Raw genomic sequence first — 19923 nt, 5'->3', positions numbered from 1 at the left:
CTCCTGCTTTTTCTCTTTTGACCCCAAGCGGGTCAGGCGTCAATAAATTTGACAAGAAACAATTTGGGAAGAGAGGTCGATGGCGAGGAGAGATAGTAATTTTCTAAACTACACGCTGACCGGAGCTAATTTCGAAGACGTCTATAAAACGTTCGGGAAGATCCGATGTGAAATTGAATCGAGTTCGGAGGTGAATATTCGAGGCATGATCACGAAATATACTCAAAAGGTGACGTCGTGAAACAGACTATCGAGGAATTTCGTACCGAAATCATCCCATTGGTCGACGGTAAACTCTTCTCCATCGCCTCAACTATTGTACTTGACGGCCGTGTCAGTGCTTACCCGGCAAACGTGCGTGGTTACGCGCTCGGCCATTGTTACCTTTTGAAGGAAGCCAACGACGCACTCCTGCTCGACAGCGGTTATTCCGCCTACCGCTCGCAGATCATCGAGTCGCTGCGAACGCTCTTGCTTCCGGACGACGAACTTTCGATTTATCCGTTGCGGCTGAACGAATACATGTCGGTTTGCAACGTTGAGGCGATCGCAAACACCTTCAGGGCGAAACAATGTTACTCTGGCAATCCAGATGCCAGCCTCTGGGTGGCATTCTCACGTCACTCAGAGAACCTGACTGACTACAAGCTGAAGACCACACTCGTCGCGCGCAAGCAGGATCTGCGGTTGGGCGGTGGAGACGGACGGATCCTAAGTGCTTTCCAGGCGCCTATTCGCCTGATCGGAACTCGTTGGGTCTACGATCGCGAAACCCAGACTCTTTTTACCTCTGACAGCTTCACGCATCAGTGGCAGTTGGCGGCTGACGAACCGGCGACAATTCGTTCGCGCGCCGATGTTGCTGACATGCCCTTCGTCCGAAGCTTCTTGTTGAACACGCGATATTGGTGGCTCGAAGGAGGGAAGACGGCAGAGTTGTGCCGGAAGCTCGATGCAGTGCGCAGCCAGTATCCAATCACGCGAATTGCTCCCGGATATGGGAAGATTACCGAGGGCTTCGCCTCGGTGGAGAAGCAATTCGATACCCTTATTGCCGCTTTGGAAGATTTAGACCAAGCCAATAGCGCCTGTGCCTATGTAGACCGGGAACTAATCCGATGAACCAACACATCCACTGCAAGTCCACACCGCGCGAAATCGCTCCGGGCGTCCAATGGCTTGGCGATTGCCTTGCGCAACACGCCAACGGCAAAATTTATCACACCTACAATGCAGCCTATCTGGTGATTGGGGAAGAAGCTTCGCTTTTGGTCGAGACGGGCCACCCTAAGGATTATCCGCTATTGGCGCGGCAACTGGAAAAGGTGCTGAAAGGTCAGCCGCCGCTTCGATATCTCTTCGTGACGCATCAGGAAACCCCGCATTCCGGTGGCCTGGGACGGATTCTGGAAGATTTTGATGATGTAATCCTCTGCGGCGACATGTCCGACTATCACCTGGCCTTCCCGCAGTTTTCACATCGGATGTCGGCCTTGGCCTTGGGCGATACTATCGATCTCGGCAATCGTCTTTTCCGAGTTGTGGAACCCGTTATCCGCGATCTCCGCACGACGTGGTGGGGCTTCGATGAGAAGGAACGTGTCCTGTTCCCCGGCGATGGATTTGCGTACAGCCATTACCATGAAGACGGCCACTGCGGTCTTTTTGCTGAAGAAGCTGTCTCTCTAAACATTCCCGAAGTATCAGCGGTCTTCGCAGACCGAGCACTCTTTTGGACCAAGTTTACACAGATGGACTTGTACGCAGACCGTCTGGAGAAACTTGTTCATGAGCTTGATGTGCGCGCCATTGGGCCGGCGCATGGGCTACCGGTCATCGACCCGAAGACGACTTTTCCGAAAATCAAGGCCGGCCTCATATACGGCAGTTCGGTCCCGGAAAGCGGCACTGAGACGGGGCCGACGAGGGATAAATCCAGCACATAGGCACAGCACTCATCATACGTTCGCTCAGGGAGGAGACGAAATGGATAATGTTGCAGATACACAGCTTGTACGTCGGCGCATCTTGCCGATCGCAATAGCGATCTGTCTAGGTGTCGGTCTGAACGGGGTCGCGTCCATCGGGCGAGCCGAGGACTACCCGCAAAAGGAACTGACATTCGTCGTACCGGGTACCGCCGGCGGCGGAATGGATGTGATCGCGCGCGTCGTTGCCGATCGGCTGTCGAAGGATCTAGGCCAGCCCATAGTGGTCGAGAACAAGCCTGGAGCGGGTGGCAACATCGCCGTCGACTACGTCGCTAAATCCGAACCGGACGGATACACCATCCTTGTCGGACAGACGGCCCACTTCTCGATAAATCCGAGCCTCTACGACAATCTGGCCTTCGATCCTGCGAAGGACTTTTCTCCGATAGCGCTTCTGGCGAATGCGCCAAACGTGGTCGTGGTTCCTAAGGGGTCGCCGATCAAAAACGTAGCCGAACTCATTGCCGTGGCAAAAGAGAAGAACGGCGCTATGACGTTGGCGACGCCGGGGAACGGGACGGTTTCCCATCTCACTGGCGAACTTCTGCAGCAAACGGCAGACATCCATTTGAACCACATCCCCTACAAGGGCGCCGCCGCCGCCCTGGTCGATGTGGTAGGCGGTCGCATTGATTTCATGCTCTCGTCAATTCCAACGGCGCTGAGTCAAATCCGCGCCGGAGCCCTTCGCCCGATTGCCGTTTCTGCGGATAGGCGCAGTCCCACACTGCCGGAAGTGCCAACGATCGAGGAACAGGGGTATCCAGGTTTCAACGCCGGAACTTGGTACGGGTTGTTCGCACCAGCCGGGACAGATCCGTCCATTATCAAGAAGTTGAACGCGGCAATCGCAGTCGCCCTTCAAAACGAGGAGGTTCTGAAACGAATCGTCGACGAAGGCGGTGACGCGATGAGCAAGACCCCGGAAGAATTTGGCGCGATGGTGAAATCCGACTCCGAAAAGTGGTCGAAGCTGATCGCAACGGCGGGCATCACACTGCAATGACCGAGATGGCCGGCGTGCGCCGGCCAACACTTGGAGGAGTGAAACTATGCAACAGCGCGAACACGGGTTGGGGCTGATTTATCTTGTCTTTGGAACGGCCGGCCTCATTGGCGGTCTCTCCTATCCAATTGGTTCATTCTCGCGAATGGGGCCCGGCTTCCTGCCGGTTGCGGTGTCCCTGATCATACTAGGGTTTGCCGCCATAAGTTTCATGCGCGGCTTTGCAAGGGGGCAGGCGTTAAAGCCCGTTCTTCATCCGAACGCTAGGCAGCAGGCCAGAGCGATGTTCCTGCTGATGCTTTCCATGCTGACTTTCGTCGTTGGCTGTCGACTTGTGGGCCTGTTCCCCACGGTTGCATTGATGATGTTCGTCGGCGCGCTGGCGAGTGCGGACTTTCGCTTTTCCCCGAAATTGCTGGCGGGATTGCTGATCGTTGCCTTCGGCTTTTCGTTCATCTTCGTTCGAGTATTGGGTCTACCACTACCGTTGATCCGGCTGCCATTCTGAGGACAAGGGATGTATTATCTCGACAATATTGCGCTGGGTTTCGCAACAGCCACCACGCTGATGAACCTGGGCTACTGTTTCATCGGCGTTCTGCTGGGAACGGCCGTCGGCGTACTGCCTGGCCTCGGTCCTGTTGCAACAATCGCCATGCTGCTTCCCATCACTTTCGGACTGCCGCCCGAGACGGCGCTGATTATGCTCGCCGGAATCTACTATGGCGCGCAGTACGGAGGTTCGACTACCGCTATCCTTGTGAATCTCCCCGGCGAATCCTCCTCCGTTGTAACGACGATCGACGGATACAAGATGGCTCAGAAAGGTCGGGCCGGAGTTGCGCTTTGTACGGCGGCCCTGGGGTCATTCTTCGCAGGCACAGTCGCTACCTGCGTGATCGTCATCTTTGCGCCCGTTCTCTCAAGTTGGGCCGTCCAGTTCGGCGCTGCCGAGTACTTTTCGCTAATGGTGCTTGGGCTTGTGGCGTCCATCATTCTCGCGAGCGGATCGATTTTTCATGCGCTGGGAATGGTCGTAATCGGAATATTGCTTGGTTTTGTCGGAACGGACGTGAATTCTGGTTACGCACGTTACACGTTCGGCACGCAGATGCTGTCGGACGGACTTGATTTCGTGGTCATCGCGATGGGCATTTTCGGATTGGGTGAGATTATCGCCAATGTTCGCCGGGCGGAAGAAGGGCGGGCAACAACACACGAGATCACCACGTTATGGCCTGGTCGAGAAGATTTGCGCCGTATGGTGCGTCCGGTTCTGAGGGGAACCGCGCTCGGCTCCGTGCTCGGCGTCTTGCCAGGCGGAGGCGCATTGTTGGCCGCCTTTGTATCATACAGCGTGGAAAAGAAGCTCTCTCCGAACTCGGCAGAATTCGGCAATGGCGCACTCGAAGGAGTCGCCGCTCCGGAAGCCGCAAACAACGCCGGCGCGCAGACTTCGTTCATCCCGATGCTCACGCTTGGCATTCCATCGAATGCAGTCATGGCGTTGATGGTCGGAGCTATGATTATTCAAGGCATACAACCCGGCCCCGGCGTTATCACTGAAAATCCAAAACTATTCTGGGGTCTGATCGCATCGATGTGGATTGGCAACATGATGCTCGTCATCTTGAACTTGCCGCTTGTCGGAATTTGGGCCCGTATGGCAACGATTCCCTACAAGTTTCTGTACCCAATGATCATGATGTTCTGCTGCATTGGTGTCTTCAGTCTCGAAAACGAGACGCCGGCGGTGCTGTTGATGTCTCTGTTTGGAGTTCTTGGCTACATTCTGCGACGGTTCGGCGCCGAACCGGCACCGATGTTACTAGCCTTTATCCTGGGCCCGATGCTGGAGGAGTACTTCCGTCGCGCATTGCTGATTTCTCAAGGTGATGCGACCGTGTTCTTGACCAGCCCAATTAGCGCGAGCCTCCTCGTCGTAGCCCTTGTTCTGATGTTGGTGGTGAGCCTTCCGGCCGTCGTAAAGAAACGCGAAGTAGCCTTTCAAGAGGATTGAATTTTGTCACTTACGTTGGAACGTGCACTACAAATTTGTCATCGAGGGATAGCACACGCGCGCGAGCGGAATATGAAGCCAGTTGCGATTGCTGTGCTGGATATCAGGGCTGCCGTTCGCTCGGTGCTGGTTGAAGACGGCTGCAGTATTCGTAGAGCGGAAATCGCGATCGCCAAAGCGAACGCCGTATTGGCAACGGGCGAATCCACGCGATCTTTATCAACTAAGCCGCCGCACTTCCTCGCGGGAATCGCTCATGTCGTGGGTGGCATGGTGCCGACTGCTGGCGGTCTGATCATCCTCGACGACCAAGGCAATATGCTCGGAGCTATCGGGGTTTCGGGTGAAGCGTCCGACATCGACGAGCAGATTGCGATGGCTGGAACGCGAATATGAATCCGGCGCGCGGGAGTCATCCTTGGAGCTCACCTTGTGATCGAGCTATTTCGTTGAGAATCCATCGACGAAATTGGAGCAGCCTTCCGGGCAACGGGTCGCGGTCATGGTAGACTAGATAGAATGCGCCCTCCGCTTGCATCGTGAAATCGATAGGCATAACCAGTCGGCCCGTCGCTAGATCGCGCTCAATGAATCCTCTTCGTCCAAGAGCGACACCAAGTCCCTCTACCGCTGATTTGTATGCAACGTCTGCGCTGGTGCAGACGATCCGCCGCTTCAATTCCCTTGGCTCTGCACCGCTTGCCTCATACCAAAGGCGCCAATGATCCGAACCGACAATGTTGTGGAGGAGCGGATGAGCCGAGAGATCTTCCGGCGTGCGCAGTGGGGCACTGTTAGCAAGGTAATCTGGACTGCAGACCGGCGTTAAATTCAGGCCCAACAGGAAATGGGAGCGCATACCAGGCCAAATACCATTTCCGAAACGAAATCCTACGTCGACTTCGGGGGGCATGGGCTCGCTTGATAGCAGCGACGTGATCTCGACCTCTTGATCCGGATATTCTCGAAAGTAGCGCGAAAGGTGAGGAACTAGCCAGAGATGAATGAAAAACCGCGATCCCCAAATCCTGAGAGGCTGCGCCAGCGTCTGCACCACGATCTCCTGGGTGCTCGCTTCAAGGCGCGCGAGGGATTCCTGCACAGATAGGAGGTAGAGCTGGCCCTGGCGCGTGATCCGCACATCGACGGGAGTACGCACAAACAAGCTGATACCTAAATGCTCTTCCAGAACCTTGACCTGGCGCGAGACCGCTCCCGGTGTCACGTTCAACTCCTCCGCAGCCTTACTGAAATTCTGGTGACGGCCCGCGGCTTCAAAGGTTCGAATAGCATTAAGAGGTGGGAGCTTTCGGCGGCTACTCACTTTGACTTTTCCTCACACCCTTTAGAGCATTACTCGTTTGCATGGTTATGCGTTGCTTCATAGGCTGTAGTCATCGCAGCCGAAACAAATATCTCATGGATCTGAGGATATTCAATGAGATGTGGGCCGCGATGGGAGAGAGTGTCGTGCTGTGTCGCACACTCAGTTTATTTGGAGGAAACCACATGAAAAGACGTGATTTCGTCATTTTGGCGAGCGCCTGTTCTATACTCGCCATCAGCGGCGCCAGTGCGACTGTTGCTGCCGCCGACGCAACTTATCCCCCAGAATACAAGGACATCGTGGAGGCCTCCAAGAGCGAAGGCAGCGTTCTGATCTATCAGAACATGAACTCCGACGTCTGGGCGGAGGTCAAGAAAGGCTTTGAGTCAAAGTATCCCTGGCTTAAGGTCCAGACGCTCGACCTGGAGGCTAACGAGGTCATCCAACGCTATCTTAGCGAAAAAGGATCCAGCAGGCCGACAGGTGACCTTCTCGTGACGACGGGCCCCGATGTCTGGCTCGATATTCAGAAGAAGGGCGAAGTGATGCCCTATGAATCACCGGAATCGTCTGCTTATGAAAGCTGGAGCAAGCCATTCCCGGGAATCTACACGATGACCGTGGACCCGATCATCTTCCTATACAACAAGATGCTGCTGAAGCCCGAGCTGGTACCGACGAGCATGGCTGACCTTGTCGCCAAGGCGCAGGCCAACCCGGACGTATTCAAGGGCAAGCTCACCACCTATGCGGCCAACCTCAACACGTACGGATACACCGTGCAGTATGCGATGAAGAAGGGCCAAGGGGACAAGATCTGGGAATGGTACGAGGCATTGGCCCCGTATACCCGTCCCGAAACCGGTGCTGGTCCGATGACGGAGAAGGTTTCGTCCGGCCAATACGTGCTCGCCTTCCTCACGGGTTCGGCGAGTTCGTGGGTGGCCACCCGCGCACCTGGCGGCGACCAGTTGCTCGGATGGAGCTTCATCACAGACGGAACTCCGATGGTCCCCCGGTCAATGGCCGTGGCGAAAGGCGCAGCTCATCCGAACGCCGCTAAGTTGATGCTCGACTACATTCTCTCGCGTGAAGGCCAGCTAGGATTCGCCGCCACGCATAGGACGATCATCCGGCCCGACATTTCTCGAGAGGATGCAAAGGGCGAGTACACTTACGCGGCCGTCGCCAAGGAAATCGGCGCGGATAAGATGCTGAACGTCCCGTATGACGAGGACGTTGTCAGCGGTTATGCCGACTTCATCGCGAAGTGGAAGGCGACATTCGGCGGCTGATCCTCCCAGCCTGACCGCCAGCGGGGTTTCCGCGTCATGCGGAAACCCTCAGCGAAATAGATTTATACCGAGGAAATCATGGCAGACCTTTCCGTCGTCAGCTACGTTGGTGCTCCTGCTGCACGCGGGACTATCGGGGCGAAGATCAATCGTTCGCTTCTGATCCAAATCGCGATTACCGTCGTAACGGTCGTCGTAGTGTTTGCGCCGATCTTGCCGCTTTTCTACCAGTCGATCATCGATCGTCCGCTTTACGAGGCGGGGGCGGTGGTCACGGCGAGCAATTACACGAACCTTCTCTCCAGCCCGACCATTTTAGAGGTCCTTTGGAACACGACGCTCGTCGTTGTGCTGACGACCGCAATCGCTCAGGTGATTGGCACCGCACTTGCGATATTGATCGGCAGAACCGATCTGCCGGGCCGAAGCTTCCTCGGCGATCTCGTGCTGCTGCCGATGTATCTTTCGTCACTGGTTCTGGCCTTCGGATGGTTCATCGCATACGGCCCGTCGGGCTATATCACCGCGTGGTTTGCAAATAGCTTCGGCGGGGCGCCTTGGAATCTGTACTCGATCGCGGGAATGGCTCTGATTGGTGGGATTTCGCAAGCCCCACTGGCATTTCTTTATTGCCAGGCGTCGACCGCGCTTTCCGATCCCAGCCTCGAACAGGCCGCCCGTAGTTGCGGCGCCGGACCGATGCGCACCCTTTGGAGCGTGACGATGCCGATGCTGCTTCCAGCCATTGTCTCCAGCGGCATCCTGAACGCGACCTCGGCTTTGGAAAGCCTCGCGATCCCCCTGATTTTTGGCCAGCCAGCCGGGATCACGGTATTCACGACCTTCCTGTACGAACAGGGAATCGTTTCACCGCGCCCTGATTATGGCCTGGTTGCGACCGCTGCAGCCTTCATGCTGCTGCTCGTCGTCGGGCTGGTCTTTCTGCAGAATCGTATTCTGCGCAACGCTTCCCGCTACATCAGCGTCACAGGCAAGGTGAACAAGCCGAAGATGTTTGAGCTTGGACCGTATCGCTGGCTGGTGTTCGCCATCGTTGCCACCTACGCACTGCTGTTCTGCGTTGCTCCGATGGTCTTTCTCGCTGTACGGGGGCTGGTTCCGGTGCTTTCGCCACTGATCCCGTTCTGGAAGTTCCTCACGCTCCAGTACCTCGTGGAAGTCTTCACGGTCGAAAACTACCAGAGGTCGATCATCAACACCCTCCTTATCTCCCTCATCGGGGGCGTGTTCGGCACCTTGTACATCGCGTTGGTCGCACTGGTGAGCGAGCGTTCGAGCCCGGGGTTCGGCCCGTTGAAGTACATTGCGCTCTTCCCGCGCGCGGTGCCGGGTTTGATTGCTGGTCTTGGCTTCTTCTATGCGATGACGTTCCTGCCCGGGATGAGTCTACTGCAGAACTCGGTGTGGCTTTTGGCGATCGCTTACGTGATGCGCTACATCCCGACAGGCTATGGTGCCATCTCTCCGTCCCTCATGCAGATCGGACCTGGCATTGACCGCGCAGCCAAGGTGTCTGGCGCCGACTGGTGGACGACGACCCACAGTATTCTTCTGCCGATCATGCGCCCGGCACTGTTCGCGTGCTTCTCGCTGCTCTTCATTCAGTTTTTGAAGGAATACACCGTCGCCCTGTTTCTGTTCAGTCCTGACACAGAGGTGATGGGCGTCACGCTTCTGCGCCGCTGGGCCCAGGGGGAAGTCGCCCGCGTTGCAGCGCTTTCGACCGTCCAGATGTTCATAACAATCAGCGTCATCTACCTCATGCGCCGCTTTTTTGGAGTAAAGTTCTATGGTTGATCTCGTCGTCGACAAACTTATCCGACGCTACGGCACGCTGCAGGCGATCGACAACGTCAGCTTCACGGTCAAAAGCGGTGAATTCCTGACCCTTCTGGGACCCAGCGGCTGTGGCAAGTCAACCACGCTCGGCGCCCTGGCTGGGCTCGATAAGCCGACCGAAGGCCTCATCAAGTTCGGCGACCGGACCATCTTCGACAGCGCGAAGAACATCTATGTCTCGGCGGAAGCGCGAAACTGCGGTCTCGTGTTCCAGAGCTATGCTCTTTGGCCGCACATGACCATCGAGCAAAATCTCGCCTTTCCGCTCAAGCTGCGCAAAGTAGAGAGGGTGGAACGGGATCGGCGCATTAGGGAAGTCCTTTCGCTCGTCGAGATGCAGGACTACGCCAAGCGCTATCCCAACCAGCTTTCCGGGGGGCAACAGCAGCGTGTTGCTCTAGCTCGCACGCTTGTGTACCAGCCGTCGATCCTGCTCCTTGACGAGCCGCTTTCCAACCTTGACGCCAAGCTGCGCGACAAGGCCCGCCTTTGGTTGAGCGAGTTACAGGCGCAGGTGCGGCTGACGACAATTTATGTCACGCACGATCAGTCGGAAGCGCTGGCGCTGAGTGACCGGATCGCCGTAATGAACAAGGGCCGCATCGTCCAGCTCGGAACGCCGCACGAGATCTATTCCCGGCCCGCAGATCCGTTCGTTGCGGACTTTATCGGCACCAGCACGTTCTTTCCGGGCCGTGTTCAGTTGGTTGAAAACGACAGTGCGGTCGTAGCACTGCCCGGCGGCAAGACACTGGTGGCCAGGAGCGTTAAGCCGTTGAAGGTTGGCGTTGAAGTTGTCGCCGCGGTGAGGCCAGAGCACCTCATACTATCGACACGGGGCGAAAATCGTCCGGGCGAACTGGGAACGATGCTGGAGGGACGCATCGTTTCGCGCAGCTACCTCGGTGCCCAGTACCAGTATCTAGTCGAGATTGACGGCGTGACTGCCAAGACGGAATCCGCGCAGGAGTTTCCGGCCGACACGAATGTCGGCGTTTGGGTTCCTGCGAACGGCGCTGTGGTGTTCGCAAAAGACAGTTGACGCTTTGATGAATGGACGCTCGACCACGGTGTTTCGTTCCTGACGATCAATAAACGGAAAATCCGCTGGGAGCCTTCCTTCAGATGGAGTGGCTTTGCCCAACAATGCAACCTATAGGAGTGTATTATGACCGATCAACCGAAGACAGTCCCCGTTCACGTGCTTCAAAGGCTCGGCACAGCAATCTTCGAAGCAAATGGCCTGCCAAAAGAAGACGCCGCCTACATCACAGAATGCCTCCTCTATGCCGACCTGCGTGGTGTCCAATCGCACGGCATCAACAGAGCGTCGAACTACACCACCCGCTTGAAAAAGAAGCTCATTAACCCGCATCCTTCGCTCGCCGTTGACGAGGTCATGCCTGCCATCGCCCGTGTGGACGGCGACGATGGCATGGGCTTCCTGGTCGGTCGCAAGGCAATGCAGGAAGCGATCAAGAGAGCGGGAACCTTTGGCGTAGGAATGGCGCTCGCATATCGAAGCAGCCATTTCGGCATGTCGGCCATCTACCTGCAACAGGCAGTCGATGCGGGGATGGCTGCCATGGTGATGACAAACGCGTCGCCGGCCATGCCGGTCTGGGGCGGCCGCTCGCCCTTCCTCGGCACGAGTCCCTTTGGCTTGGCCGCGCCTGGTGCGGATGTGCCATTGATCCTCGACATGGCTACCTCTGTGGCCGCTCGCGGCAAGATCCGCCGTGCTTCCAAGCGCGGGGAGCAGATTCCGGAAGGCTGGGCGCTTGACGAGCAGGGGAAGCCTACCACCGATCCCGATGCGGCTCTGAAAGGCATTGTTCTTCCTCTCGGCGGGCCGAAAGGCTCCGGTCTGTCCCTGCTGATGGAGGCCATGGCGGGCGTCGCATCCGGTGCCGCCTTCGGGGGCGAGGTCGGCAACCCCTACCTCGATCTCGACCGTCCGCAATCCACCGGCCATCTGTTCATGGCGTTCAAGCCGGACCTTTTTGTTGGCGGAGATGCGTATCGCGAGCGCATGAACGAACTTGTCAAGCGTGCGAAGGGATCTGAGCTCGCGGACGGCTTCAAGGAAGTTTTGATGCCAGGGGAAATCGAAGCGCGGATGGCGGCAGAGCGAGCTGTCGCCGGGATCGTCGTGCCGCCGGAAGATATCGCCATGCTGAACGCCGAAGCTGCGGCTGTCGGTATCGAAGGCCTGCAGGAGTTCGCGTAATGACCCACACGGACAAAAGGCTAAAGTTCCGCGAGTATCTGAACGGTTCGCGCTGCATGATCCCGGCATCGGTCTACGATCCGATGTCGGCGCGGCTTGCCGAGAGCGTTGGCTATGAGATCGGGATGTTTGCCGGATCGGTGGCATCACTTGCCGTCCTCGGCGCACCCGACCTGATCGTCCTCACGCTGACCGAACTGGCGGAACAGGCGCGCCGCATCACCCGCGCTTCGAGACTACCGATCCTGGTCGATGCCGACCACGGCTTTGGCAACGCTCTCAACGTCAAGCGCACGGTCGAAGAGCTTGAGAATGCCGGCATCGCCGCCTTGACGATCGAGGACACCGATTTGCCGCAACCCTTTGGCAGCGACGGCAAGCCTTCGCTGATCAGCATCGAAGAAGGAACCGGGAAAATGCAGGCGGCACTGGCCGGTCGATCGGATCCCTCACTCGTCGTTGTCGGCCGGACCAGTGCGGTCAGCATTTCCGGTCTCCAAGACGCGATCACGCGGTGCCAGGCATATGAGGCTGCCGGCGTCGACGCGGTGTTCCTTACAGGCATCAAGACGCGTGAAGAACTCGAGGCGGTGTGCGGGTCGGTCAAGATCCCGGTCATGCTCGGCTTGATCGGAAAGCAGATCAATGACCTCGACTATCTCGCGAAGGCAGGAGTGCGGGTTGGCCTGCAGGGACATCTGCCGATCATGGCAAGCATCCAGGCTGCGCACGACACCTATTTGGCTCTTCGGGGCGGGAAGTCACCTGAAGAGCTCTCCGGAGCTTCTTCAGAGGTCACAAGAGTGGCGACGATCGATGACGCATACAAGGACTGGACCAGGGACTTCTTGGGTGGGGCAAAGTGATGAGTTCTCCGACCAGAGATATCTCGCAGGCCTTCGTAGCGGCCCGCAAGGCTGGCCGTGCAATTGGCGCATTCCCCGGAGCACAACCACTGACGCTCGCCGACGCCTATTCTGTTCAGGAAGACGAGCTTCGCGTTGGCGGTCCTTTTGCAGGCTGGAAGGTTGCTGCGATCAAGCCAGAGCTCAGAGATAGCTTGGGGGCGGCGCGCCTGGCTGGCCCGATCGTTCGAGTTGCCGATGCAACGACATCCGGCGATGCTGCGATCGAGGTTCCGGTGATCGAAGGCGGATTTGCGGCGGTTGAGGCCGAGTTCGCTATCCGGATCGGACGCGACATCCGGCTTTACGGTCAAGATCGCTCTGAAGCCGACCTTCTTCTTTCGATTGCGGCTTTGCATGTCGCGTCAGAAATCGCTGGCAGTCCACTTCCAACCCTGAGCGATCTTGGGCCGACAGCGGTTATCTCCGATCACGGAAACAATGCGGCAGTGGTGATCGGACCCGAAATAGCCAATTGGCGAGGCCGTTCCTGGGAGACATTGACGGCGCGCACCTTCGTCAACGGAACGTTGGTAGGCGAAGGCGGGGCTTCCCGTCTTCCGACGGGCGGCATCCTTGGCTCGCTGGCCTTTCTGGTGAACAACCTGGCCGAGCGCGGACGATACCTCAAAGCGGGTGATTGGGTCGCGACCGGTGCAACGACTGGCGTTCACAAGGTTGCTCCGGGAGACGAGGCGGCCATCGACTTTGGTTCCGACGGAACACTGAGATTGAAGATCGCCGCCCAGAAGAAAGATTGAGAGAATTCGATGACTATGGAAAAGAGATCGAAGACGGGTGCCGAGCACTTGGTCGACTGCCTCGTGGCGCAGAATGTCGACCGGATTTTCTGTGTCCCCGGCGAGAGCTATCTCGCCGTGCTGAATGCGCTCTCCGACGTGTCAGACAAAGTTGAGACAATCACTTGCCGTCACGAAGGCGGTGCTGCCATGATGGCCGAGGCGGATGCAAAGCTAACGGGGCGGCCAGGTATCTGCATGGTGACGCGCGGTCCAGGGGCAACAAATGCCAGCGCAGGCGTTCATGTTGCCTTCCAGGATTCGACGCCGATGATCTTGTTCATCGGCCAGGTCGGCCGGGATGCTACGGAGCGGGAAGCTTTCCAGGAAATCGACTATCGACGCATGTTCGGTCAGATGGCGAAATGGGTCGCTCAGATCGATAGCGCCGATCGGGTCCACGAATTCGTATCCCGGGCGTTCGCTGTCGCTATGGCAGGCAGGCCGGGTCCCGTCGTGCTGGCCCTTCCGGAAGACATGCTGGTTGACGCCGTAGAACTTGTTGCCCCGCGTGTTGTCAAATCCTTCGAGCTTTCGCCTTCTGCAGAGCAGATGGACGAATTCGCCAGGCTTCTTTCAGAAGCCGAGCGCCCCCTGATGATCGTCGGCGGTAGTCGCTGGGACGATGAATCAAAGGCGGCAGTCGAGGATTTCGCTGGTAAGAATGGTCTTCCCGTGGTCGCTGCTTTCCGGCGCCAAGAGAAATTTAACAACGATCACCCCTCATACGTCGGTGAGATTGGGCTCGGGGTGAATCCCACGCTTTCAAGATTGGTCAAGGATTCCGACCTCGTCATTCTACTTGGAACCCGCATGGGGGAGGTTGCGTCAAGCAGCTACCAATTCCTTTCGGTACCCGGGCCGGTGCAAAAGCTGATTCATGTTCACGCTGGAGCGGAAGAACTCGGGCGAGTGTACATTCCCGATCTCTCCATCAACGCGACGCCGCAGGGCTTCGCAACGATGCTGACAGGCCTACCTGTGTCAAAACGTAAGGGTTGGGCCGAACGCACGGCACAGGCCCGCCAGGAATATGAGGCCTGGCAAGAACCCCGGCCGGTTCCCGGCGACGTCAACATGGGCGATATTATCGTTTGGCTTCGGGACAATCTTCCTCACGATGCCATCATGACGAACGGGGCGGGGAATTTCTCCGCCTGGCTGCACCGGTTTCATCGCCACCGCAAGCTTCAAACCCAGTTAGCACCCACAAGCGGTTCCATGGGCTACGGCGTGCCGGCAGCGGTGGCTGCCAAGCTACGCTTCCCGGATCGCCCGGCAGTGTGCATCGCCGGTGACGGTGATTTCATGATGACCTGCCAGGAAATGGCAACGGCCGTCCAATACGATGCCAAACCGATTTTCGTCGTGGTCGACAACGGCATGCTGGGTACGATCCGCATGCATCAGGAAACGCATTATCCTTCGCGGCCTTTTGCAACCGAACTCGTCAATCCGGACTTCTGTGTGATGGCGTCGGCCTTTGGCGCGCATACTGAATTCGTAAACCGCACCGACGAATTTGCAGATGCTTTCCGGCGTGCCGAAAAATCCGGGAAACTCGCACTTATTCATGTGAAGACCGATCCTGATGCCCTGACCGCGAACCGCTCCCTGACCCAAATCAGAGAGGCGGCACTGGCAAGATGAAGAACGACACTGTTAGTGGAGCCGAGGCCCTTGTCGAAATGTTGGCGGCGAACGGTGTTCAATACATCTTCGGCTTGTGCGGCGACACCAGTCTGCCCTTCTATGACGCCCTGCACCGTCTCGATCATGGAATGCAGCACGTTCTTGCCCGTGACGAACGGAGCGCCGGCTATATGGCGGAAGCCTATGCGAAGGTGTCGGGCAAGGTCGGCGTATGCGAAGGGCCAAGCGGCGGAGGTGCGACCTATCTGTTGCCTGGCCTCGTGGAAGCCAATGAATCTTCGGTACCGGTGCTCGGCATTACATCGGACGTTCCGGTAACTTCGCGCGACCGCTATCCGCTGACGGAACTTGATCAGCAACGGCTTTACGGGCCCCTGACGAAATGGAACGGGACGGCCGACCTGCCGTCTCAGATCCCGAGCCTGGTTCGACACGCTTTCCGTTCCATGACGACGGGCAGGTCAGGCGCGACGCATCTCTGCATGCCCTACGACGTGCAGAAACAGTCTCTCGAAGCGTCATCGATCTGGGCGCAGCCTGGGCATGACCGCGCTCCCGCATACCGATCCGTCCCAGCGCGAGAAGAAATCGAACTGGCTGCGGAACTGTTGCGCAACGCCCGGAGTCCGGTGCTGATCTGCGGCGGCGGCGTGCTTGCGTCAGAAGGCACTGCGGAATTGGCCGCACTGGCAGAAATCCTTCAGGCGCCGGTTTGCACGACCGTAACCGGCAAGGGAACAATTGCTGACAGCCATAAATTGGCGGCGGGTGTGGTCGGCGCCAATGGGGGAACCCTCGAGACACGTGCGGTCGTTCAAGCCGCCGACCTCGTCATGTTCATCGGATGCCGTGCCGGATCTACTACCACCGAGAATTGGCGCGTGCCGTCTCGCGAAGTACCGATCGTCCATCTCGATATTGATCCCGCCGTCATCGGGGCGAACTATCTGGTGTCGGCCGCCCTTGTCGGAGACGCGAAGGCGTCTCTTGCTGAACTCTGCCGAATCCTTGCGAGGCACCATGCCCCGGAAGGAGGCGCATCACGCAATCGTGCGTCCGAGGCGAGAAACGCTAAACGCAAGAGGCTTGCCGATCTTTCCGTCGGTGATGACAAACCAATCCGACCGGAAGCAATTCTCTCTGCACTTAACCGGACATCGCCTGCCGAAACGATCGTGGTGGCCGACCCGGGAACTCCGTGCCCCTATGTCTCCTGTTATTTTGAAATCCGACAGGCCGGACGCTACTTCCTGACGAACCGCGCCCATGGAGCACTGGGCTATTCCCTGTCGGCGGCGATTGGCGCCTGGTACGCCAGACCCGATAGCAAGGTCGTGGCGATAATGGGTGACGGGAGCTTTGGTTTTACGGCCGGCGAACTCGAAACGGTCGCACGGTTGCGGATACCCTTGGTGATAATCGTCTTGGCAAATTCGACCTTCGGCTGGATCAAAGCCTCACAGAAGGCTGGCTATGACGAACGCTACTTCTCGGTCGACTTTTCACAGACGGATCACGCTCGCATTGCCGAGGCATATGCCATTGAGGCGCACAAGATTGTGCACCCAGCGGACTTGGAGATCCGAATGCGTGCCGCCTTCGAGGCCGATCATCCGGTGCTCCTCGATATCGCAACGCAGCCGCTGCAAGAGGCTGCTGCTCCCGTAAGTCAATGGATGGGATGAACACATGAACAAGATCTACCATAACCTCATCGCCGGCGAATGGATCGGCACTGATGCTTCCAAGAACATCAGTCCTTCGGATACGAACGATGTGGTGGGCGAATACGCGCGCGCCTCCGTCGACGAGGTCAAGATGGCTCTTGCAGCGGCAAGGGCTGCCTTCCCGTCTTGGGCGCGTTCCGGAATTCTGGAGCGCAACTCGGTTTTGAAGAAGACGGCCGATGAAATTCTTGCTCGCAAGGATGAACTCGGCAAGTTGCTCGCGCGGGAGGAAGGAAAAACCTTGCCGGAAGCCACCGGTGAAGTGCTCCGCGCCGCACAGATTTTTGATTTCTTCGCAGGTGAAACCCTGCGTCTGGCGGGTGAGCTTGTACCGTCCGCCCGGCCTAACATCGGCGTTGAGATCACCCGTGAACCGCTCGGCGTCATCGGTATCATCACGCCGTGGAATTTCCCGATCGCCATCCCTGCCTGGAAGATCGCCCCAGCCTTGGCCTATGGCAATACCGTCGTCTTCAAGCCCGCTGATCTCGTCCCCGGTTGTGCCTGGGCGATCGTCGACATCCTGCATCGTAACGGGCTGCCCAAGGGCGTGCTAAACCTTGTCATGGGCCGCGGTTCAGTGGTTGGACAGGCCATGCTGGACAGCCCGGACCTTGCTGGCGTGACGTTCACCGGCTCGACCGCCACTGGCAGGCGGGTGGCGCTCTCCTCAATCGAACATAACCGCAAGTTCCAATTGGAGATGGGCGGCAAGAATCCGATGGTCGTGCTGGATGATGCCGATCTTTCCGTTGCCGTCGAAGCTGCCGCCAATTCCAGCTTCTACTCCACCGGCCAGCGCTGCACGGCTTCGTCGCGACTGATCGTGACCGAAGGCATTCACAACCGCTTCGTATCGGCCCTGACTGAGAGGCTGCAGTCGCTCACCGTAGACAATGCCTTAAAGGAAGGCACCCATATCGGCCCTGTCGTCGACGAGAAGCAGTTGAAGACTGACATCGACTACATCGAAATCGGCAAGTCGGAAGGCGCCAAGCTTGCCTTCGGTGGCGAACTAGTTAAGCGCGAAACGCCCGGCTTCTATCTTCAGCCCACGCTATTTACCGAAGCGACAAACCAGATGCGCATTAGCCGAGAGGAAATCTTCGGACCCGTTGCAAGCGTCATTCGGGTGAGAGACTACGATGAGGCGCTTGCCGTTGCCAACGACACCCCGTTTGGGCTGTCGGCCGGCATCGCCACGACGAGTTTGAAGCATGCTACCCACTTCAAACGCAACTCGGAAGCGGGCATGGTGATGGTCAATCTGCCGACTGCCGGCGTCGACTTTCACGTCCCGTTCGGCGGCCGCAAGGCTTCCTCCTTTGGTCCACGCGAACAGGGCAGGTATGCCAATGAGTTCTTCACGACGGTGAAGACGGCTTACACGCTGGCCTGATACAAACGCTACGGACAGGGGGCCGTCGAGGGCCCCTTTTTTCGTCGCGGAGAGTCCGCTGCTTGTGTGCTGACGGGACTGTCCAAGGTTGAGTTCGGGGCCCACCAGAGATTCACGCTCAAGTGAGCGGCGCTGTTGGCGGTCGTGATGCTGTTCGCCGCCATCGTCACCGGGGCAGTTCCGCTTTCGGTTGAGTCCTGAGTTCCGACTTCCCCCGTACCCTGTCTTGTAACTCTGAGGTAATCGCATGGACATGTTCACGGCCGCCGGTCTGTCGGCAATGATTCAGGTTATAGCCATCGACCTGGTTCTTGCGGGCGACAATGCCGTGGTGATCGGTCTTGCCGCTGCAGGTCTGGAGCCGAAGCAACGCCAGAAGGCGATCATGGTGGGTATCCTCGCTGCCACGGTACTGCGAATAGCCTTCGCCACCGTTGCTGTGCATCTGCTGGCGATCATCGGCCTTCTGCTGGCGGGCGGGTTGCTGCTGTTGTGGGTCTGCTGGAAGATGTGGCGCGAACTGCGGGCAAGTCACGGCGACGAAGAGGCAATGGCGGACGAGAGCGCGCCGAGGAAGACCTTCCTTCAGGCCGCCACGCAGATTGTCGTCGCGGACGTCTCCATGTCGCTCGACAACGTGCTGGCGGTCGCCGGAGCCGCGCGCGAGCACCCCAGCGTCCTGATCGTCGGTCTTGGACTCTCGATCGCGCTGATGGGAATTGCCGCCAACCTGATCGCTCGCCTGCTTACCAAGCATAGGTGGATCGCGTACGTCGGCCTTGCGATCATCCTCTACGTCTCTTTGGACATGATCTACCGCGGCACGCTGGAGTTGGCGCCGTTTGTTCAAGCTGCCGTGCTCTGATTTTGGGAACTGAGGGGGTTTCCTTTCAGTGCCGCAGGGGGCGGTCAAAGGAACTAAAGGCGAGCTGACGATAGTTAAGATCGCATCGCGCATTGCGATTGTTGTTCTCGCGTTAATTGACTATTTCCTTGTTCAGGATATGTTCCAGATCAGCCGGGTGATTTGCGCCTTCGACCTCCTCAATATCCATGGCCATGATCTGAGGAACCTCCCGTTGTTTAAGCGCCGACGGCAGCTCGAGTTGATCAACCGTGCCAATCCGCTTCTCCGAGGACGTCAACGCCGATGGCGAGCAGTTCTTCCGTGTCGCTTGCGAGTTAGGGCTCGAAGGCATCATCGCGAAGCGGCGGGACAATCCCTATCGGTCGGGTCGCCGACCGGAGCGGCTGAAGATCAAGTGCGCTCCGTGCGACAGCTTCGTGATCGCCGGATACGAGCCGTCGATCGTGCTCGGCGCGATCGGCAGACTTTTGCTGGCAGCCAGGAAAGGCGAAGGCCTCGTATATGTTGGCGGCTGCGGAACTGGGTGGAGCAATCAGGAGCCAGCGAAGCTTCGCGAACTGCTCAATGCGATCCCCGCGGAACGCTCGGCCGTGAAGTGGAAGCGCAAGGGAGCCGTCTTTGCGCGGCCACTTCTGGTCGCCGAAGTTGAGTATCGCGCCTGGACGCAGGACGGAATTTGATCCGGTTCGCGGAGAAACACAATTTGCTCCTCGTGACCAACTGACCAACGAAGATCTGATTGGTTACATCGGCCTCTCGAAGGCCGCCTGACACGCCAGTCACACGCTCAGGCGTGAAGATGGGGGAGGCCTATTCGGAACCGAGGCACGGGCGACGGTCGA

Annotated in this window: 18 protein-coding genes; 17 read left to right on the top strand and 1 reads right to left on the bottom strand. The window is 57.9% G+C overall.

Features of this window, described 5'->3' with window-relative positions:
• The first annotated feature begins 237 nt into the window (after positions 1–237).
• Genes PWG15_RS16775 through PWG15_RS16750 form a run of 6 tightly spaced genes read left to right on the top strand, consistent with a single transcriptional unit; the run spans position 238 to position 5413 of the window.
• Positions 238–1122, top strand: a complete 885-nt coding sequence (locus tag PWG15_RS16775) for a hypothetical protein (protein ID WP_275021662.1) — start codon at positions 238–240, stop codon at positions 1120–1122.
• Positions 1119–1946, top strand: coding sequence for an MBL fold metallo-hydrolase (locus PWG15_RS16770; RefSeq protein WP_275021661.1), 828 nt, complete (start codon positions 1119–1121; stop codon positions 1944–1946). The genes PWG15_RS16775 and PWG15_RS16770 overlap by 4 nt, the downstream gene beginning before the upstream one ends.
• A 40-nt stretch (positions 1947–1986) precedes the next feature.
• Entirely contained in the window at positions 1987–2997 is a 1011-nt protein-coding gene (locus tag PWG15_RS16765) for a Bug family tripartite tricarboxylate transporter substrate binding protein (protein WP_275021660.1), read from the top strand.
• 46 nt (positions 2998–3043) lie between these two features.
• On the top strand, positions 3044–3505 hold the full coding sequence (locus tag PWG15_RS16760) for a tripartite tricarboxylate transporter TctB family protein (RefSeq protein WP_275021659.1): 462 nt from the start codon (positions 3044–3046) through the stop codon (positions 3503–3505).
• Positions 3506–3514: 9 nt separating this feature from the next.
• Complete coding sequence (locus PWG15_RS16755; protein WP_275021658.1) at positions 3515–5017, top strand: tripartite tricarboxylate transporter permease; 1503 nt, start codon at positions 3515–3517, stop codon at positions 5015–5017.
• Between the two features lie 3 nt (positions 5018–5020).
• Positions 5021–5413 carry a GlcG/HbpS family heme-binding protein gene (locus tag PWG15_RS16750; protein ID WP_342457042.1) on the top strand — a complete coding sequence of 131 codons (393 nt, stop codon included), beginning with the start codon at positions 5021–5023 and terminating at the stop codon, positions 5411–5413.
• Positions 5414–5429: 16 nt separating this feature from the next.
• On the opposite strand, the gene PWG15_RS16745 is transcribed toward PWG15_RS16750, so the two are convergent.
• Positions 5430–6341 carry a LysR substrate-binding domain-containing protein gene (locus tag PWG15_RS16745; protein ID WP_275021657.1) on the bottom strand — a complete coding sequence of 304 codons (912 nt, stop codon included), beginning with the start codon at positions 6339–6341 and terminating at the stop codon, positions 5430–5432.
• 185 nt (positions 6342–6526) lie between these two features.
• Here PWG15_RS16745 and PWG15_RS16740 point away from each other — a divergent pair, with 185 nt between their 5' ends.
• From PWG15_RS16740 to PWG15_RS16690, 11 genes are all read left to right on the top strand, one after another.
• Positions 6527–7639 (top strand): ABC transporter substrate-binding protein, encoded by a 1113-nt coding sequence (locus PWG15_RS16740; RefSeq protein WP_275021656.1) that lies wholly within the window; start codon positions 6527–6529, stop codon positions 7637–7639.
• A gap of 78 nt (positions 7640–7717) precedes the next feature.
• Positions 7718–9457, top strand: coding sequence for an ABC transporter permease (locus PWG15_RS16735; RefSeq protein WP_275021655.1), 1740 nt, complete (start codon positions 7718–7720; stop codon positions 9455–9457).
• Positions 9450–10541: an ABC transporter ATP-binding protein gene (locus PWG15_RS16730; RefSeq protein WP_275021653.1), complete on the top strand. Its 1092-nt coding sequence runs from the start codon at positions 9450–9452 to the stop codon at positions 10539–10541. Before PWG15_RS16735 ends, PWG15_RS16730 begins: the two co-directional genes overlap by 8 nt.
• Positions 10542–10667: 126 nt before the next feature.
• Complete coding sequence (locus tag PWG15_RS16725; RefSeq protein WP_275021652.1) at positions 10668–11729, top strand: Ldh family oxidoreductase; 1062 nt, start codon at positions 10668–10670, stop codon at positions 11727–11729.
• A complete protein-coding gene (locus tag PWG15_RS16720; protein WP_275021651.1) occupies positions 11729–12595 on the top strand; it encodes an isocitrate lyase/PEP mutase family protein in 867 nt (288 codons plus the stop codon). Before PWG15_RS16725 ends, PWG15_RS16720 begins: the two co-directional genes overlap by 1 nt.
• Positions 12596–12870: 275 nt before the next feature.
• A complete protein-coding gene (locus PWG15_RS16715; protein ID WP_275021650.1) occupies positions 12871–13395 on the top strand; it encodes a 2-keto-4-pentenoate hydratase in 525 nt (174 codons plus the stop codon).
• Positions 13396–13404: 9 nt separating this feature from the next.
• Positions 13405–15084: a thiamine pyrophosphate-binding protein gene (locus PWG15_RS16710; RefSeq protein ID WP_275021649.1), complete on the top strand. Its 1680-nt coding sequence runs from the start codon at positions 13405–13407 to the stop codon at positions 15082–15084.
• On the top strand, positions 15081–16772 hold the full coding sequence (locus PWG15_RS16705) for a thiamine pyrophosphate-binding protein (RefSeq protein WP_275021648.1): 1692 nt from the start codon (positions 15081–15083) through the stop codon (positions 16770–16772). Before PWG15_RS16710 ends, PWG15_RS16705 begins: the two co-directional genes overlap by 4 nt.
• Positions 16773–16776: 4 nt before the next feature.
• Positions 16777–18213, top strand: a complete 1437-nt coding sequence (locus PWG15_RS16700; protein WP_275021647.1) for an aldehyde dehydrogenase family protein — start codon at positions 16777–16779, stop codon at positions 18211–18213.
• A 247-nt stretch (positions 18214–18460) separates the two neighbouring features.
• A complete protein-coding gene (locus tag PWG15_RS16695) occupies positions 18461–19078 on the top strand; it encodes a TerC family protein (RefSeq protein WP_275021646.1) in 618 nt (205 codons plus the stop codon).
• Positions 19079–19329: 251 nt separating this feature from the next.
• Complete coding sequence (locus tag PWG15_RS16690) at positions 19330–19761, top strand: ATP dependent DNA ligase (RefSeq protein ID WP_342457041.1); 432 nt, start codon at positions 19330–19332, stop codon at positions 19759–19761.
• Positions 19762–19923 lie beyond the last annotated feature (162 nt).

This window comes from Ensifer adhaerens, from assembly GCF_028993555.1.
GTDB classification, from domain to species: Bacteria; Pseudomonadota; Alphaproteobacteria; order Rhizobiales; family Rhizobiaceae; genus Ensifer; species Ensifer adhaerens_I.
This window is presented reverse-complemented; position numbering and strand designations above follow the sequence as displayed.

Excerpts from the sequence above, each read along its gene's own strand:
- PWG15_RS16770 (WP_275021661.1), top strand. The coding sequence starts at position 1,119 with ATGAACCAACACATCCACTGCAAGTCCACACCGCGCGAAATCGCTCCG.
- PWG15_RS16765 (WP_275021660.1), top strand. The coding sequence starts at position 1,987 with ATGGATAATGTTGCAGATACACAGCTTGTACGTCGGCGCATCTTGCCG.
- PWG15_RS16760 (WP_275021659.1), top strand. The coding sequence starts at position 3,044 with ATGCAACAGCGCGAACACGGGTTGGGGCTGATTTATCTTGTCTTTGGA.
- PWG15_RS16755 (WP_275021658.1), top strand. The coding sequence starts at position 3,515 with ATGTATTATCTCGACAATATTGCGCTGGGTTTCGCAACAGCCACCACG.
- PWG15_RS16740 (WP_275021656.1), top strand. The coding sequence starts at position 6,527 with ATGAAAAGACGTGATTTCGTCATTTTGGCGAGCGCCTGTTCTATACTC.
- PWG15_RS16735 (WP_275021655.1), top strand. The coding sequence starts at position 7,718 with ATGGCAGACCTTTCCGTCGTCAGCTACGTTGGTGCTCCTGCTGCACGC.
- PWG15_RS16730 (WP_275021653.1), top strand. The coding sequence starts at position 9,450 with ATGGTTGATCTCGTCGTCGACAAACTTATCCGACGCTACGGCACGCTG.
- PWG15_RS16725 (WP_275021652.1), top strand. The coding sequence starts at position 10,668 with ATGACCGATCAACCGAAGACAGTCCCCGTTCACGTGCTTCAAAGGCTC.
- PWG15_RS16720 (WP_275021651.1), top strand. The coding sequence starts at position 11,729 with ATGACCCACACGGACAAAAGGCTAAAGTTCCGCGAGTATCTGAACGGT.
- PWG15_RS16710 (WP_275021649.1), top strand. The coding sequence starts at position 13,405 with ATGACTATGGAAAAGAGATCGAAGACGGGTGCCGAGCACTTGGTCGAC.
- PWG15_RS16705 (WP_275021648.1), top strand. The coding sequence starts at position 15,081 with ATGAAGAACGACACTGTTAGTGGAGCCGAGGCCCTTGTCGAAATGTTG.
- PWG15_RS16700 (WP_275021647.1), top strand. The coding sequence starts at position 16,777 with ATGAACAAGATCTACCATAACCTCATCGCCGGCGAATGGATCGGCACT.
- PWG15_RS16695 (WP_275021646.1), top strand. The coding sequence starts at position 18,461 with ATGGACATGTTCACGGCCGCCGGTCTGTCGGCAATGATTCAGGTTATA.